Genomic DNA, 16369 nt, shown 5'->3' with positions numbered 1-16369 from the left:
CCGAAGCGAAGTACCGTCACGCGACCTCTGGCGTTCGACGTATCCACACAAGCGCCGTCAATTCACCCCGACAGCACTCCACGCGCGCGCGACCGTCGCGCTTTCCGCCGAGTTCGCGCCATACAGGTCGTTGGCCGCCTGGATCGACGCACGCCGCGCGTTCGGGTAGCTCGAGTTGGCGTTCAGGTACACGGTGAGCGTCCGGTACCAGATCTTGCCGGCCTTGTCGCGACCCAGCCCGCTGAACGTCGTGTCGCCGTTGCAGACCAGTTGCGCTCTCGACAGGCCGGTGTCGGTCGACGGCACCGACGGCCCTTCCGACAGCAGGTAGAAGAAGCGGTTGCCGACTCCCGACGTGAAATGCGGATCGTGGCGCGGATTCGACCACGAGAAGCCGCCGGACGGGTAGCAACTGAACGACCGGCCGTCGAGATCCTGCTTGTACATCTTGCGCAGGCCGCCGCTCACCACGCGCGCACCGATCACGTAGTTGCCGGGATCGTTCGGATTGTTCGCGTAGAACTTCACGAGCGTGCCGAAAATATCGGACGTCGCCTCGTTCAGGCCGCCCGCGTCGCCCGAATAGTTCAGGTTGGCGGTAGCTTCGGTCACGCCGTGACTCATCTCGTGCCCGGCGACGTCGACCGACACCACGGGCTTCGGCAGGCGCGTGCCCGGCTCGCCGTCGCCGTACGCCATTACGCGCGACGACAGCCATGCCGCGTTCGCGCCGGTCGTGCCGCTGCCGGTATTGAACACCACGTGAGCGTAGCTTCTCACGCCGCGACCGTCGTTGAAGATGCCGTTGCGATTGTGCGTGGTCTTGTAGTAGTCCCAAGTCAACGCGAGCCCGTAGTCGATGTCGGCCGCGACGGTCTGCCGGTCGGTGGTCGTGTTGTTGCCCCACACGTTCGTGCTGCTGGTGAAGATCGGCAGGTCGGTCGCTTGCTCGACTTCGTCCGAGGTCAGGCCGCGACCATCGTAGACCGAGCCGCCGCCGCGGCCCGGATCGAGCATCCGGTATGCGTTCGTGCCGGTCTGATCCGTCGTGAGCGTCAGGTTGCCGTAGTACAGCGAGCGGCCGGTGCCGGTCGCGGCGGCGGTCTTGATCAGGTCCTGTGCGTCGAGCACGGCGCCGGTGCGGGCGTCGACGTAGTACAGCACGGCGTCGCCGTGCGTGTCGGTCGACTTGCCGTAGACGCGTACCGCATAGGCCAGCGTCGGCGTGACGTCGCGGGCGAACACGACGAGTTCCGGCTCGTCGACGCGGCGCACGTCCGAGTTGAAGCGCGCGGCCGCGATGTGTCTGGCCCGCGTCGCGCCGACGTCGGGTGCGTTGCGTACCACGGCGCGGTTCCCGACCTTGCCGATCGTGCCGGCGAGATTGATCGGTGCGAGCTGCGTCACGCTTGCCTGCTTCAACTGCCCGTTGCTCGAATGGACGACCACGTCGCCGCCTATCACGGGCAGGCCCGCGTGGAAGCGATCGAAGCGTACGTGCTCGGTGCCGTCGGGATCGACGATCACGTCACGCACCTGGAACTGGTCGCCGTCGGTTGGGGCGCCTGCTTGTGGCCCCGCGAACTTCAACGTGCGTGCCGTGCCGCTGGCCGCCACACTGAAGGTGGCCGGGTTCTGCTGGATCAGTTGCAGCGCCTTGTCGACCGCGGCCGGCTGGTCGCCGGCCTGGGCAAAAGCGCTGAGACTCGCGACGGTAATCGCGGTGATGGGCAGCAGTCGAGACAGTTTCTTCATGTAATTCCCCAGGTTATGAGTGGGTTTGTTCGAGGAATGCATCAAGTGATGACTTTTAAACAAGACATGTCGCGAACAGCAGGGGGATGCTAGGAGGTCGTTTTTATAATTACAAGATATTTTCTATTGGATTAATTTTTCATGTCGCTACTGTCAATCGAGTCGGGATTTGGTGAGAAATTTGAAATGATCGTGTTGGTGGTGGTAACGGGGGCGATGCATCGACGACGTGTGGCTGAGACGCTTTGGGGTTTTCTCGTCGTAGCGGGTGTGTAAGGAGGACAAGCGATGAGAAGTCGAGTTAAGTGGATGGCTGGGATTTCTTTATTGAATACTGATTTCGATTGTTGCCGATTCGCGGGCCATCAAATTAATTTTCAATGCTTTTGATATCTTCTGTTTGTGACGTGAAGTCATTACATGTCCAATGGGCGTCGGGCGGGCGATGCTCGCATGACAACGAGTGGGAGGTGATTCGGTGAAGTATCTTGCTGATCGCTTCCGGCGATGTTCGAGGGTTTGGCAGACCGCAGGCTACAGACTGCGCACGGTATCTATATCGATCCTAGTTGACATAATGCGTATTATCGATTTAAAAGGGTCGAATCCCGGAGCGTGCAGCAAGGCCACGTCAAATATCAACCGCATTCCGGCGTAACCTCGCCGCCGTCGAGAAGGCATGCACCTTGCCCCGTAGCCTCATCTTTCCGAGCTAAAACAGGAGAACCGATGAGTGATCCCACTGCAAATTCCCGGACGGCTGCAAAAGCGGTGCCGCCCCCACGAGACCCCCATCTTCGCGCACTGGCGAACTGTATTCGCTTCCTTGCCATGGATGCAGTGCAGAAAGCCAACAGCGGACATCCTGGTGCGCCAATGGGGTTGGCTGACGTCGCGACGGTCCTGTTCAACGAGTTCATGAAATTTGACGCATCGGATCCCCACTGGATCGATCGAGACCGGTTGGTACTGTCCAACGGACACGCGTCGATGCTTCTCTACAGCCTTCTCTATCTCACGGGCTATGCCGACATGACCCTCGATGAACTCAAGCGCTTCCGGCAAGTCGGCAGCAAGACACCCGGTCATCCGGAATACTCGCACGCCGATGGAATCGAACTGACTACCGGTCCCCTCGGACAAGGCGTCGCGGAATCCGTCGGCATGGCGTTGGCCGAACGCGTCATGAATGCGCACTTCGGCGATGATCTTGTCGACCACTACACGTACGTATTTCTCGGCGACGGTTGCGTGATGGAAGGCATTAGCCACGAGGCCATTTCCTTGGCCGGCCACCTCCGGTTGGGCAGATTGATTGCGTTCTGGGACAACAATTCGATTTCCATCGACGGCGCGACCAAGCTCGCGGTTTCGGACAACGAGATCGAGCGCTTTCAGTCGGCTGGATGGCGAGTCCTGGAAATCGACGGTCACGACACGGATGCGATACGGCGCGCTATCGAGACCGCTCGGACGACGCATGACCGACCGACGTTGATCGCATGCAGGACGATCATCGGGTTCGGCTTTCCGACGAAGGCCGGGACCGAGAAAGCCCATAGCGATGCCCCGGGCGAGGATGAAATCGCGGGCGCACGCCAGGCCCTCGATTGGCATTCGCCGCCGTTTGAAATCCCGGATGACCTGCTGAAAGCATGGCGGGAGATCGGCGCGCGCGGCCGCAAGACGAGACTCGCGTGGGACGAGCGTGTCCGCCGGGCGCCGCAGGCGCTGCGCACCGAATTCGAGCGGCGCAATGCGGGAAAGCTTCCGGATGACTGGAAGGCGGCGATCGCGGCGGCACGGCGGGCGTTTATTGCCAGTGGCAGTGCAATGGCCACCCGAAAGGCCAGCGGTGAAGTGCTTGATTATCTCTTCGACGCGATTCCGGAATTGCTGGGCGGCTCGGCGGATCTTACGCAGTCCAACAATACGAAGACGAAGAACCAAATCGCGATCGAGCCTGGCCGGTTCAAGGGTTCATACCTCCACTACGGCGTCCGCGAACACGGCATGGCCGCCGCGATGAACGGCATTGCCCTTCATGGTGGCCTCATTCCGTACGGAGGCACCTTCCTTTGCTTTTCGGACTACTGCCGCCCGGCGATCCGGTTAAGCGCGATGATGCGGGTGCGATCCATCTTCGTGATGACGCACGATTCCATCGGTCTCGGAGAAGATGGGCCGACTCATCAACCCGTCGAGCACCTTGCCGCGCTTCGCGCCATTCCGCAACTCGCCGTCTATCGGCCGGCCGATCCAGTCGAAACGGCAGAGTGCTGGGAACTGATTCTCGAACAGCCGCGCAGGGCTGCACTCCTCGCATTGTCACGCCAGCCGGTCCCGCTCCTGCGCAACGAGCCTGGAAACGAAAACAAGTCGGCGCGGGGCGCCTATATTTTGCGGGAGGCCGATGGCGGGCCGCGCCAACTCACGCTGATTGCGACAGGCTCGGAGGTCGACCTCGCCGTCCAGGCACGCGACATCCTGCAACAGGACGGCGTGCCGACGGCCGTCGTATCGATGCCGTGCCGCCTGCTCTTCGAGGAGCAGCCACGCGATTACCGGCGGGCCGTGCTGGGCGTTTCTCCCGCGAGGGTCGCAGTCGAGGCGGCGGTCGAACTGGGATGGGAACGGTACATCGGACCGGAAGGCCGGTTCGTCGGCATGCACAGCTTCGGCGAGTCCGGGAAAATCAAGGACGTGTACGACAAGTTTGGCATCACGGTAGATGCGGTGGTTCGCGCGGCGCATCAGGTGTTATCCGAAGTGTGACATTGCTGCAATCCGCCTCGGATGCGATGACCTTGCAGGGCTCGTGGATGTGCTTTGAGAAGTGGGCGGCCTCGATTTTCGGTGGATTCGCGCGTAGCGTTAGAATAGCGCCCCTTCACATGGGAGACGACAATGTCCTGGTTCGTTTATGAAGTGCCCGAATACCACGAAGACGCCGCGCGCATCGAACCTTTCAGCGAGCTGCGTAGCCGTGTGCTGAAAGCCGGCGGCCCGGCCATGGCAGACGACCTGGAAAGCGTTCGCGAAAACGCCGCGGCGACGGCGGACACGCCGGAGCGCCCGCTGCGTACGCCGGAAAATCCGCAGGTCTTTCCGATTCCTTACGCCGACTCGATGATCCTGGTCGGGTTTATCTTCGATCTGAAACGCGAGTTCCGCCAACTGGTCGTGTCGCCCGTGGAAATGCCCTGGCTGAAAGACGCGTAAAGCGTTGCGCCGGCGGGGTGTCGTACCCGGTGATCTGTTTCGGCATCCGCGTTTTCATCACGAGCCGGCCCACCGCTGGATCCGCGACGCGATGAGCGAACGCGTCAGCCGTTGCCGAATCCGAAGCGCAGGCGTTCGACGGAGGCGCGGTAGCGCGCGCGCGGTCGCGAATCGCTAGCGCGCCCGATCGCGAAGCAGCAAGCGCGACCCAACCTCCACGATCGACGTAATCGCCGGCAGCAGTTCCTGGCCGAGCGACGTCAACTCGTATTCCACGGACGGCGGCGACGTCGGCAACACGCTTCGCCGGATCACGCCCCGCTCCTCGAGATCACGCAGCCTGCCGGTCAGCACCTTCGCGGTGATGGTCGGGTTATCGCGCCTCAACTCCGAAAACCGACGCGGCCCATTGCTCAGGCACCAGATCAGTTCGGGCGTCCACAGACCGCCAATCAACGCCATGCATTTCGACATCGGGCAGCCGGGAAGCGGCTCCACCTTCTTTCGCATTCTCAAGCCCATCGTCGCACCGTGAATGGTTTCCATTTGGTTACTTGAAAATGATGGTAACCGATGGATAGGTGGTTTCCAATGGAAACCTTCATCCCTACACTTGGAGCCTCACCTATCGATACACGGAGAGCATGAACATGTATGCAATAACGGGAGCATCCGGGCAACTCGGGCGCCTTGTGATCGACGCATTGCTTGAAACCGTGCCGGCCAACCGGATCGTCGCGGCGGTCAGGAATCCGGCGAAGGCACGCGACCTTGAAGCGCGCGGCGTGGTGGTGCGCGAGGCCGACTACAAGCGGCCTGAAACGCTCGCCACCGCGTTCCTCGGTGTCGACAAACTCCTGCTGATCTCGTCGACCGAAGTTGCCGGCCGCCTGCCATTGCACCGCGCGGTGATCGACGCGGCCCGGCGGGCTGAAGTCTCGTTGCTCGCCTATACGAGCATGCTGCACGCCGACACGTCGCCCGTCCGACTCGCGATCGAGCACCGGCAGACGGAAGAAGCCATCGCGGCCTCCGGCCTCCCCGCCGTCATCCTGCGCAATGGCTGGTACACCGAGAACCATCTGATGGCCCTTCCCGCTGCGCTCCAGCATGGCGCGTTCATCGGGGCCGCGAAGGACGGGCGCTTCTCTGCTGCCGCACGGAAGGACTATGCGGCTGCCGCGGCCGTGGTACTGACGACGGACGGCCACGCAGGAAAAACCCATGAACTGGCGGCAAACGATGCGTACACGCTGGCGCAGCTAGCCGCGGAGGTTTCGCGGCAGTCCGGCAAGACCGTCGTCTACAACGATCTTGCGCAGGACGCTTATGCAGACGCGCTGACGAGCGCCGGGTTGCCGCCCGAGTTTGCCGGCGTCCTGGCCGATGCCGACGTGGCCGCGTCGCGCGGTGCGCTGTTCGACGACGGCGGCGCCCTCGCGCGATTGATCGGTCGGCCCACGACGCCGTTGGCGAGCGTCGTCGCGACTGCGTTGCGCGATTAGGGCGAACAAGTCCCGATGAAGCATCAGCCTGCGCCGCTGCAGCGTGCGCGTTCGGCTGATGCTGCCGGCACGCGCTTCGGCAACAACGCACGCCACCCGATGGCCGGCACGTGGCTCACAACCGGTAAGTTCGCAGCGCATTGTGGACGAACAGCGCCTCGCGCTCATCGTCGCGGGCGCCCGCGACGATCGCCGCATAAGCGTGCCAGAGCGCTTGATAGCCGGCATGGAGCCGATCGACCGGGAAGTTCGACGCGAACATGCAGCGCGCCGCGCCGAACGCGTCGATCGCCTCCAGTACATACGGGCGGAAACTTTCGACCGTCCAGCGATGGTCGAACATCGCGAGCCCGGACAGCTTCATCGTCACGTTCGCCCGCCGCGCGAGCCCGCGCAATCCGTCGCGCCACTCGCGCCAGCCGTGCACGCTAGTCCGGTCGACGAACATGCCCGTGTGATTGACGATTACGGACGTGTCGGGATGCGCATCGAGGACGGCGAGCGCGGCGCCAACCTGGGCCGGGTACAACTGCAGGTCGAACGACAAACCGAACTCGCTCAGCATCCCGAAGTTCTCTCGCCAGCGCGGTTCGGCCAGATACTCCACGTCGACGTAGTTGTACCAGGGGTCCGGATGCCGGTTCAACACCTGCCGGATGCCGCGCACGTTCGGATGCGCCGCCGCGCCGGCGAGCCGGATGCGTGCGTCCGGCGCGAACAGGTCGACGCCCGCGACGATGCCGTCCGGCATCCCGCCGCTCGCCGGCGCATCGGCCAGCGCCTGCAGCCAGTCGACTTCGCTCGGCGTCGTCCACGCATCGTGGATCGCCTCGACATGCACGACCTTCAGCACGTCGATATCCGCGCCGGCGTCCGCGCGCAGGTCCGCGGGCAGGTAGCGGCGCGGCAAGTCCGCCACCGCGCCCGAGAACGCCGGCTGCGCGCGATCGAGCCAGCTGTAACTCAGCGCGTCGGCGTCCCAGAAATGGACATGGGGATCGACAACCTGCATGTGGGCTCCGTCAGTTCATGCGACACGATGATCCGCTGCAATGGGTCGGCACACGTCGAGCGTTGCCGATCCGTTGAACGGGCCGGCGTCACTCCAGATGAAACATCGGCTCCAGCGATTTCTCGACCGGACGTCCGTCCGGCCCGGTCGCCATCAGGTCGGCCATGTACGCCCACCAGCGACGCATCACGTCCGTTTCGGCGAGTTGCGCGATCCGGTGATCGGCCGGCCGTTTGAGCACGGCGAACAGGTGATGGGTGTCGTCGTCGAGAAAGATCCAGTAGTCCGAGATACCCGCTGCGCGAAGCGCGTCGGCGAGTTCCGGCCAGATCGCATCGTGCCGGCGCCGGTATTCGTCCCGCTTGCCGGGGTGCAGGCGCATCCTGAAGGCGATCGTTTCCATGGTCATGCCTCGCGGTTTCATTGCAGGTTCACGTACATGCCGCCGTCGACGAGCAGCGCGGCGCCGTTCACGTAGCGCGCCATGTCGGACGCGAGAAACACGACGCAGTCGGCGACGTCGTCCGGCTCGCCGAGGCGGCCGAGCGGAATCCGGCGCTCGAAGTACTCGGTCTTGCCGGGCGCGGCGAGATCGTCGTCGTTGATTTCGGTGCGGATCGTGCCCGGCAGCACCGAATTGCAGCGGATCCGATGCGGCGCGAGCGCGACCGCGCACGACTGCATCAGCGCATGGACGCCGGCCTTGGTCGGCGTGTAGTGCGTCTGCATGCCGCCGCCAACCAGCGCGCTGATCGAACTGGTCGCGACGATCGCGCCGCCGTGCCCTTGCGCGGCCATTTGCCGGGCGACGGCCTGGGTCATGTAGAACGCGCCGTGCAGGTTCACTGCCATCGTTCGTTGCAGCAGCTCGGGCGGCAAATCCAGGAACCCGTGGAACGGGCAGATGCCGGCATTGCTCGCCAGCACGTCGATCCGGCCGAATCGCTCGACCGCGGCCGCGACGAGCGCGCTGGCCGTGTCCGGTTGCGCGACGTCGCCCGGTACGGCCAGCGCATCGCGCCCCGTCGCGCGGATCGCGTCGACGAGCGCGTCGATCTCGTGCTCGGCCTGCGCGGGCAGCAGCGGGTTCGTCCAGTAGTTGACGACGATGTCGGCGCCATGCCGCGCACACGCCAGCGCGATCGCGCGGCCGATCCCGCGCGATCCGCCCGTCACGACGACGATCCTGTCCTCGAGCAATTTCGTCATTGCGCCCCTCCGTACGCTCAGTGTTCATACGGGCGCTGCATGCGCACGTCCGGATTCAGGCGCACGCCGAAACCGGGCGTGTCGGGCACCTTCATCCGCCCGCCGACCGGCACCGGCTCATCGAGCAGCAGCGGATCGAACATCGGCACGACACGATCGGCCTGCGGCGCCATCATCAGGAATTCGGCGAACGGGCTGTTGTGCCGCGTCGCGACGAAGTGATAGCTGTAGACCGACGAGCCGTGCGGAATCACCAGCACGCCACGCGCATCGGCGAGCGCCGAGATCCGCATCAACTCGGTGAGCCCGCCGCACCAGCCTACGTCCGGCTGAATGATGTCGCAGCACTCCATCTCCAGCAGCATGCGAAAGCCCCAGCGGGTCGCCTCGTGCTCGCCGGTCGTGACGAGCATGCCGCGCGGCACGTCGCGGCGCAGCTTCGCATAGCCCCAATAGTCGTCGGGCGGCAGGCATTCCTCGATCCATTTCAGGCCGAGCGCATGCGCTTCATGCGCGAGCCGCGTCGCATACGGCACGTCGAGACTCATCCAGCAGTCGAGCATCAGCCAGAAATCGGCGCCGACGCGCGAACGCATCTCGGCGAGCGCATCGAGATTGCGACGCAGGCCGACCTCGCCCTCGGCCGGGCCGTGATGCAACGGCAGCTTGCCGCCGATGAAACCCATCTCCTTCGCGAGATCGGGGCGCGCGCCGGTCGCATAGAACTCCAGCTCGTCGCGCACCTTGCCGCCGAGCAACTGGTGCACGGGCTCCTGCCGGACCTTCGCGAGCAGGTCCCACAGCGCGAGGTCGACACCGGAAATCGCATTGAGCACGACACCCTTGCGCCCGTAGTACAGCGTTGCATGGAACATCTGATCCCACATCTTCTCGATGTCGGTCACGCGCTGCCCTTCGATGAAACGCGCGAGATGCCGCTCGACGATGAACGCGCCGATCTCGCCGCCGGTCGTCACCGCAAACCCGACCGTGCCATCGCTGGCCTCGACTTCGATCACGAGCGTGCCGAGCACGTTGATGCCGAACGACTGGCGGCTCTGCCGGTATTCGGGGTAGCGCGACATCGGCGTCGCAATGTGGTCGTCGATCCAGTGACCGGCATCCTGATCGTGGTAGTCGGCACCGCCACCACGCACCGTCAGCGCGCGGACCGCGCGTATCGTCGGCATGCTCATTCTTCGGGTTCCTTGGTTGGGTCTTCGAGTGCGGAAGCCGCCCGTACGCGTCGGGCGCACGGATGGCGGCGGAAATCGCCACGTCGTTCCGCGAGAACGGAGCGTCAGCGTGCCCAGCGCAGCACCAGCGCGTCGAGCCGTCGCGCGATCTCGATCAGGCCCGCGCGCGTCGCCGGATGCAGCGGCGCGAGCGGACGGCGCGGCGCGTCCGATGCGATCACGCCGCCCTCCTTCATCAGCGCCTTCGCCGCCAGCAGGCCGGCCTGACGGTTCTCGTAATTGATCAACGGCAGCCATTGCTCGTACTGGGCGACCGCGTCGTCGCGCTGCCCGGCGAGATACGCGGCGAGAATCGGCCGCAGCCCGTCCGGATAGCCGCCGCCGAGGATGCTGCCGGTTGCGCCCGCATCGAGATCGGCGAGCAGCGTGATCGCCTCCTCGCCGTCGAACGGCCCCTCGATCGCGTCGCCGCCAAGCGCGATCAGTTCGCGCAGCTTCGCGGCCGACTGCGGCACCTCGATCTTGAAATAGCGCAGATTCGGAATCGTGTGCGCGAGGCGCGCCAGAAATGCGGCCGATACCTGCGTGCCGCTCATCGGCGCGTCCTGGTACATGATCGGGATCTCGATCGCGTCGGAAAGCGCCGCATAGAACTGCTCGATCGCGGCCTCGCCGCAGCGAATCGTCGCGCCGTGGTACGGCGGCATCACCATCACCATCGCCGCACCGGCCGCCTGCGCGGCGCGGCTGCGCGCCGCGCAGATCGTCGGATTGAAATGCGTGGTCGTCACGATCACCGGCACGCGTCCCGCCACGTGTTCGAGGATCGCCGCGATGAGCCGCTCGCGCTCGTCGTCGGTCAACGAAAACTGTTCCGAGTAGTTCGCGAGGATGCACAGGCCGTCCGCTCCGGCGTCGATGATGAAGTCGACACAGCGCTTCTGGCCCGGCATATCGATCTCGCCCGACTCGGTGAAGATCGTCGGCGCGACGGAGAACGCGCCCGTATAGCGGCGGTGAATCGGCGTAAGCAAGCTCATCTGTAACCCTCTCTTATAATCAGTGATCCGAATTGTATGGCGCGTTGGTCGAGCGCCAATGCCACGATAAATCACGCGTCACACGCGCCCGTACCGCCCTCGCAACCCGTCCGTCACGCCGCAATAAATGGCCTTCAGCTTCAGCCGCTTGTTGCGCGCATGCAGCAGCACGAACGCGACGTGCTTGAGCGTGATGAGATTGATCAGCAGCATCGCCGGATAGCGCCGCCAGTAGTCGCGCGCGACGAGGATGCAGTTGCGAGCCGCATAGTAGTGGCGCAGCGCGCTCTGATCGAAGATCTCGACGCGCGGCCAGTGCTGCTGCGCGGACGGGCTGCCGAGTTCGTGGGGCAGCGACACGTCGGCGTTGACGCATACCGGCACGCCGTGCGCCTGCGCGCGCATGCAGTATTCCGCGTCGACGTGGTCGATGAAGAAGTCCTCGCGGAAGCGGCCGAGCGCGCGATACGCGTCGAGCGAGATCGCGGTGCCCGACGAGATGATGACCGAGCATGACAGCAGGCCCTGCGCGCCGCCGTGGATCGGCGTGATCTGCGCGGACCAGCGGCGCACCGTGAACAACGGCAGGTCGCGCTGGAAATTACGGTTGAAGATCCGCGGGCCGACCAGGAAGCGGCTGTCGCCCACCCGCGCACAGCCGGCGAGCATGCGATCGAAATAGTCGTCCGGAACGTGCGAATCCTGATCGAAGATGAAGAAGACGTCGCAGCCGCGGCCGATCAGGAATTCGACGCCGGCGTTGAACGCACCGGCGATGCCGCCGCGATTGTGATTCGCGATCACGTCGACGCCGCCTGCGGCGAGCCGTGCGTACAGCGCACGATCGGCGACGGGCGAATTGTCGACCGCGACGACGGCGGGGCTTTTCGCGGGCAAGGTCAGCAAATGCTCGATCTGCGCCGCGGAGGGTTTATACAGCGTGACCAACGTACCGTGTGTCATGACGGCACCTCGTGACGATCAAGTAGCGATGCGCCGCGCCGGTCGATCCGGGCGGCCCGTCCTCCTTTGCACGACTGCTTGTCTCGTCGGCCCGCCTGCCCTGCCCGTTCGCGTGCTGCACGCGATCGTCGCAAGTGCTGCCGGCCTTTCCTTATTTTGCGTACAGCTTGACGACGCTCGCCTGGACGACGCGCGTGATTTCCTCCATCCGCCAGCGGATATGCGTGTCGGTCAGCGTCGCGCAACGTTCCGCATCGCGTTCGGCAAGCGCGTCGAGAATCTCGAGATGCTCGGTAAACGCCTCGTTGCGCCGCTGATCGACATCGACCCAGCGCACGTAGTGAATCCGCGCGTTGATCCCTTGCAGCACCCGGCCGATCTCGGCATTGCCCGACAACGCGGCCAGCTCCAGGTGAAACTGCTCGTCCTTGACGACCAGCTCGGCCGACGACATCCGCGCCGCATTCTTCATCACCTGCTTCCAGAAGCGTCGCAGCGCCTTGATGTCGTTGTCCGACGCGCGTTCGCACGCGAGCATCACCGCGGTCGTCTCGATCGAGCGACGCAATTCGAACAGATCGAACACATCCTTCCCCTCCAGTTCCCGAATGAAGAAACCGCGGTTCGGCACGAACACCAGCAGGTTTTCGGCAACGAGCCGGTTCAGCGCCTCGCGAATCGGCGTGCGACTCACGTTGAAGCGCTCGGCAAGCTCCAGCTCGTTGAACCGTTCGCCCGGCCGGATCTCGTACAGCACGGCCATCTGTTTCAACTGCTCGTAAATCTCGTTGACCGTAAGGCCCGTGCGCGTCGGCGCCGCGGTCTCCCGGCCAGCCATAACGGAAGTCGACATCTCGTCTCCTGGTTCCACCTGTTGTCACCGCGCGTCATTATCCATCGGCAATTTGCCTGCGCGCGTCTTTTTACATGCATGAGCCATGCGTCAGCGCATCAGCAGGCTGCCGAAGCCCGGCACGGGATCGTCGACGCCCGCGAGCCGCAGCGCGTGCCAGGCGAGCGCGTGATTGCTCGACAGTACGGGTTTGCCCGCGCGCGCTTCGATATCGGCCAGCGCATCGACGATGCGCAGGCTCGTGCACGACACGAATACGGCGTCGACGGCCGGATCGGCGGCGAGCGTCAGCACCGCGTGCTCGATCGACGCGCGCTCGATGCGGGCGACCTCGTTGTCGTCGCGGTGCTCGAACGATCCGACCCGCACGATATCGACGCCGCGCGCGCGCAGGTACGCGGCCATCGCATCGTTGATCGTGCGCTCGTACGGCGTCAGCAGCGCGACCCCGCGTGCGCCGAGCGCCGTCAGTGCGACGCGCGCCGCGGTAATCGGCGTGGTGCACGCGACGCCGGGCCGCGCCTCGCGGATGCGCTCGAACACGCGCTCCTCGCCGAGCACCATCGATGCCGACGTGCAGCCGAACGCGACGACGTCGAGGCGCTCGCCCGGCCGGATCAATTCGACCGCGGCGCAGATCCCGCCGTCCATCCGCGCGAGCGTCTCGGCGGTGATCTCGGCCGAATTCGCGATCCGGCTTTCGTAGAACGCGACGCCATCGATCGCGAGCAGACGTCGCCACTCGTATTCGATCGTATGATCGGTCGCCAGCACGACGAGGCCGATCGCCGCGCGCCGCGCGATGCCGGCGTCGAGCGAGAAATCGAAGCGCGCGTACGCATCGCGCGCCGGGCCCGCGCCGACACCCGGATCGGACGCGTCGGAGGTGGAGAGAAGTTCGCTCATTGCAGGGTCATCCCGGTGATGTCGATGTCGGGCTGCTTGCCGTGGATCAGATCCGCGACGATCTTCGCGGTGCCGCACGACATGGTCCAGCCCATATGGCCGTGGCCGGTGTTGAAAAACAGGTTGCGGTGCCGGGATGCGCCGATGATCGGCGTGCCCTCCGGCGTCATCGGCCGCAGCCCGGCCCAGTACGACGGCTTCGCGTAGTCGGCGCCGTTCGGAAACAGTGCCTGCGCGGTGGCCAGCATGTGCGCGAAATCGCCCGGCGAATGCGTGGTGTCGTAGCCGCTGAACTCGGCGGTCGCGGTCAGCCGCAGCCGGTCGCCGAAGCGCGCCCATGCGACGAGCTGGTTCTCCTCGACGCCGCCGAGCGCGGGCGGCTCGTGCGTGTCGTCGATCGGCAGCGTGACCGAGTACCCCTTGACCGGATAGATCGGCAGCCGGTAGCCGAGCGTGCGCGCGACGAACGGCGAGTACGCGCCGAGCGCGAGCACGTATCGATCGCCGGTCACGCGGCCCTGCGACGTCTCGACGTAGTCTATCGCATCGGCGCTCGCGCGCACGCCGTCGATCGACGTGCCGAAGCGGAATTCGACGCCGAGCGCGCGGCAGCGTTCGGCCAGCGCGCGCGTGAACAGATGCGCGTCGCCGCTCTCGTCGCTCGGGCAATGGATCGCGCCCGCGATCCCGGCCGCCGCGTGGCGCAGCGCCGGCTCGCGTTCGACGGTGGCCCGCGCATCGAGGATGTCGAGCGGCAGGCCGTTGTCGGTCAGGATCCGCATGTTCGCGACGCCGCGCTCGAACGATGCAGGGTCGCGATACAGGTACAACAGCCCGCCGCTCGTCCGGTCGTACTCGAGCAGTTCGTCATTCGTCGCCTGCTGAAGCCGCTGCTGCGCGTAACGACACAGCCTCACCTTGATCGACGTGTTGCGTCGCGAGCGCTCGGCCGTGCAGTTCTGCAGGAACAGCGCACACCAGGCCCACATCCGCCAGTCGGGCGTCCATTTGAGCCGCAGCGCCTGGCCGTCGGCAAACAGCGACTTGAAGAGAATCTTCGGCGCGCGCGGCGATGCCCAGGTGTACGAATGGCCGGGCGCGATCAACCCCGCGTTCGCGAAGCTCGTTTCGAGCGCGACGCCGTCGCGACGTTCGATCACCGTCACCTCGTCGCCGGCCTTCGCGAGAAAATACGCAGTCGTTACGCCGACGATGCCGCCGCCGAGCACGATCGTCTTCATCGTCTGGTTCTCCGTGCGCTAGCTCGCGGCGATCGCCGCGATCTCGACCGTGTACTGCGGAAACGCGAGCTTCGATTCGACGCATGCGCGTGCCGGTGACTCGCCCTGTGGCACCCACGCGTCCCATACGCTGTTCATCTCGGCGAAGCTGCGATAGTCGGCCAGCCAGATGCTTGCGGACACGATCCGGCGCTTGTCGAGCCCGGCGTCTTCGAGCAGCCGGTCGATCTTGTCGAGAATCTGACGGGTCTGCCCCGCCACGTCGAGCGACGTGTCGTCCGCCACCTGCCCCGCGACGAAGGCCAGCCCGCCCACGACCACCAGTTGGCTCATCCGTTCACTTACGCCGTATCGCTTGATCTCCACCATCTGACTGCCCTCCGAGGTCGTGTCGAGTTGGGCAGATTTAAGCACTGCAATTCACCTCTGTATACACTTTTTTCAGAAATATTGTCGATTGCGCCGGATTGGCGCGCCCGTGCACCACGGCTATCCACGCGCTTTATCCGCGTGCATAAATGCATGAAAACAGGGAGAATTTTCTATCTCAAACAATGTTTTCGCCATTCCTCACAGCGACTCGAAAATTTATTTGCAAACGATTTTTGTTCTGTGATTCTGTCGACACTTCTGTATATCAAACCATGCCGCCAACCGTGCGGCCGACCATGCGACGGGAGAACGAAGATGAAGGCAAGTCAGTGGAGTATCGGTATCTGGATCGCGCTCGGGGCGCTTGCGTCGGGCGCTGCGCAAGCCGACGTCAGCGTGGGTGCGGTGCTGCCGCTGACCGGCGCGAGTGCGTCGATCGGCGAAGACCAGCGCCGCGGCATCGAGCTCGCCGTCGCGCAGATCAACGCGAAAGGCGGCGTGCTGGGCCAGAAGCTCGCCGTGCGCATCGAGGATTCGGGCGGCTCGGCCAATACCGCGCTCGACGCCGCGCGCAAGCTCGCGACCGTCGAACACGTGCCGGTCGTGCTCGGCGAATTCTCGTCGTCGGTCACGATACCGGTCGGACAGTTCCTCGTGCGTCAGGGCGACGTGCACATCAACATCGGCTCGTCGAGTCAGCAGGTGCGCAAGATCGGCGCGGGCTCGTTCAGCGTGATCGGGCTGGACGACCTCTCCGCGCGCTTCGCCGCGCAGGACGTGTACGCCCGCAAGCTGCGTCGCATCGCGCTGATCGCGCCGAACAACGGCTACGGCCAGGGGATTGCCGGCGAATTCAGGAAGCGTTTCGAGGCGCTCGGCGGCACGGTGGTGTCGACGGTGCTCTACACGGAAGGACAATCGACCTATCGCCGCGAACTGGAGCAGGCATCGCGCGCGCAGCCCGACGCGTATGTCTACAGCGCCTATCAGGCTGTTGAAAAGCGCCTCGTTCCGACGATCGGGGCACTGTTTAAAAGGGTTTCGTATGCGATTGGCCGCTGAGTTGCTGACGAATCGTGCCGGATGCCCCGCTTG

Annotated in this window: 16 protein-coding genes; 4 read left to right on the top strand and 12 right to left on the bottom strand. The window is 64.6% G+C overall.

Going from position 1 to position 16369, the window contains the following annotated elements:
• Positions 1 to 57: 57 nt before the first annotated feature.
• The gene (locus HWX55_RS32740) at positions 58 to 1755 is read right to left on the bottom strand and encodes a M4 family metallopeptidase (protein WP_175978723.1); all 1698 of its coding nucleotides are present in this window, start codon (positions 1753 to 1755) and stop codon (positions 58 to 60) included.
• 729 nt (positions 1756 to 2484) lie between these two features.
• Here HWX55_RS32740 and tkt point away from each other — a divergent pair.
• The gene (gene tkt, locus HWX55_RS32735; RefSeq protein ID WP_175978722.1) at positions 2485 to 4530 is read left to right on the top strand and encodes a transketolase; all 2046 of its coding nucleotides are present in this window, start codon (positions 2485 to 2487) and stop codon (positions 4528 to 4530) included.
• A 132-nt stretch (positions 4531 to 4662) separates the two neighbouring features.
• Positions 4663 to 4977 carry a hypothetical protein gene (locus tag HWX55_RS32730; RefSeq protein WP_027806289.1) on the top strand — a complete coding sequence of 105 codons (315 nt, stop codon included), beginning with the start codon at positions 4663 to 4665 and terminating at the stop codon, positions 4975 to 4977.
• A gap of 174 nt (positions 4978 to 5151) precedes the next feature.
• On the opposite strand, the gene HWX55_RS32725 is transcribed toward HWX55_RS32730, so the two are convergent.
• Complete coding sequence (locus HWX55_RS32725; protein WP_244140691.1) at positions 5152 to 5523, bottom strand: helix-turn-helix domain-containing protein; 372 nt, start codon at positions 5521 to 5523, stop codon at positions 5152 to 5154.
• 104 nt (positions 5524 to 5627) lie between these two features.
• Here HWX55_RS32725 and HWX55_RS32720 point away from each other — a divergent pair, with 104 nt between their 5' ends.
• Positions 5628 to 6482: an SDR family oxidoreductase gene (locus HWX55_RS32720; RefSeq protein WP_175978729.1), complete on the top strand. Its 855-nt coding sequence runs from the start codon at positions 5628 to 5630 to the stop codon at positions 6480 to 6482.
• Positions 6483 to 6597: 115 nt separating this feature from the next.
• Here HWX55_RS32720 and HWX55_RS32715 read toward each other — a convergent pair whose 3' ends face one another.
• The 10 genes from HWX55_RS32715 to HWX55_RS32670 form a co-directional block, all read right to left on the bottom strand.
• Positions 6598 to 7494, bottom strand: a complete 897-nt coding sequence (locus HWX55_RS32715) for an amidohydrolase family protein (protein ID WP_175978721.1) — start codon at positions 7492 to 7494, stop codon at positions 6598 to 6600.
• 88 nt (positions 7495 to 7582) lie between these two features.
• Positions 7583 to 7897, bottom strand: a complete 315-nt coding sequence (gene rhaM, locus HWX55_RS32710; RefSeq protein ID WP_069620467.1) for an L-rhamnose mutarotase — start codon at positions 7895 to 7897, stop codon at positions 7583 to 7585.
• 17 nt (positions 7898 to 7914) lie between these two features.
• Positions 7915 to 8703, bottom strand: coding sequence for an SDR family NAD(P)-dependent oxidoreductase (locus tag HWX55_RS32705; protein WP_175978720.1), 789 nt, complete (start codon positions 8701 to 8703; stop codon positions 7915 to 7917).
• Between the two features lie 17 nt (positions 8704 to 8720).
• Positions 8721 to 9899 (bottom strand): L-rhamnonate dehydratase, encoded by a 1179-nt coding sequence (gene rhmD, locus HWX55_RS32700; RefSeq protein ID WP_124653406.1) that lies wholly within the window; start codon positions 9897 to 9899, stop codon positions 8721 to 8723.
• A 104-nt stretch (positions 9900 to 10003) separates the two neighbouring features.
• Positions 10004 to 10939: a dihydrodipicolinate synthase family protein gene (locus HWX55_RS32695; protein WP_175978719.1), complete on the bottom strand. Its 936-nt coding sequence runs from the start codon at positions 10937 to 10939 to the stop codon at positions 10004 to 10006.
• Positions 10940 to 11017: 78 nt separating this feature from the next.
• Entirely contained in the window at positions 11018 to 11902 is an 885-nt protein-coding gene (locus HWX55_RS32690) for a glycosyltransferase family 2 protein (protein ID WP_175978718.1), read from the bottom strand.
• Positions 11903 to 12053: 151 nt separating this feature from the next.
• Positions 12054 to 12755 (bottom strand): GntR family transcriptional regulator, encoded by a 702-nt coding sequence (locus HWX55_RS32685; RefSeq protein ID WP_175978717.1) that lies wholly within the window; start codon positions 12753 to 12755, stop codon positions 12054 to 12056.
• A 90-nt stretch (positions 12756 to 12845) separates the two neighbouring features.
• Positions 12846 to 13661, bottom strand: coding sequence for an aspartate/glutamate racemase family protein (locus HWX55_RS32680; RefSeq protein WP_175978716.1), 816 nt, complete (start codon positions 13659 to 13661; stop codon positions 12846 to 12848).
• On the bottom strand, positions 13658 to 14902 hold the full coding sequence (locus HWX55_RS32675; protein WP_175978715.1) for a D-amino acid dehydrogenase: 1245 nt from the start codon (positions 14900 to 14902) through the stop codon (positions 13658 to 13660). Before HWX55_RS32675 ends, HWX55_RS32680 begins: the two co-directional genes overlap by 4 nt.
• A gap of 18 nt (positions 14903 to 14920) precedes the next feature.
• Positions 14921 to 15271 carry a RidA family protein gene (locus HWX55_RS32670; RefSeq protein WP_175978728.1) on the bottom strand — a complete coding sequence of 117 codons (351 nt, stop codon included), beginning with the start codon at positions 15269 to 15271 and terminating at the stop codon, positions 14921 to 14923.
• A 318-nt stretch (positions 15272 to 15589) separates the two neighbouring features.
• Here HWX55_RS32670 and HWX55_RS32665 point away from each other — a divergent pair, with 318 nt between their 5' ends.
• The gene (locus tag HWX55_RS32665) at positions 15590 to 16336 is read left to right on the top strand and encodes an ABC transporter substrate-binding protein (protein WP_244140690.1); all 747 of its coding nucleotides are present in this window, start codon (positions 15590 to 15592) and stop codon (positions 16334 to 16336) included.
• Positions 16337 to 16369: the final 33 nt, after the last annotated feature.

This window comes from Burkholderia sp. BCC1047, assembly GCF_902833155.1.
GTDB classification, from domain to species: Bacteria; Pseudomonadota; Gammaproteobacteria; order Burkholderiales; family Burkholderiaceae; genus Burkholderia; species Burkholderia sola.
Note: the sequence above shows the minus strand (reverse complement) of the source record. Positions and strands in the feature narration are given on the sequence as shown.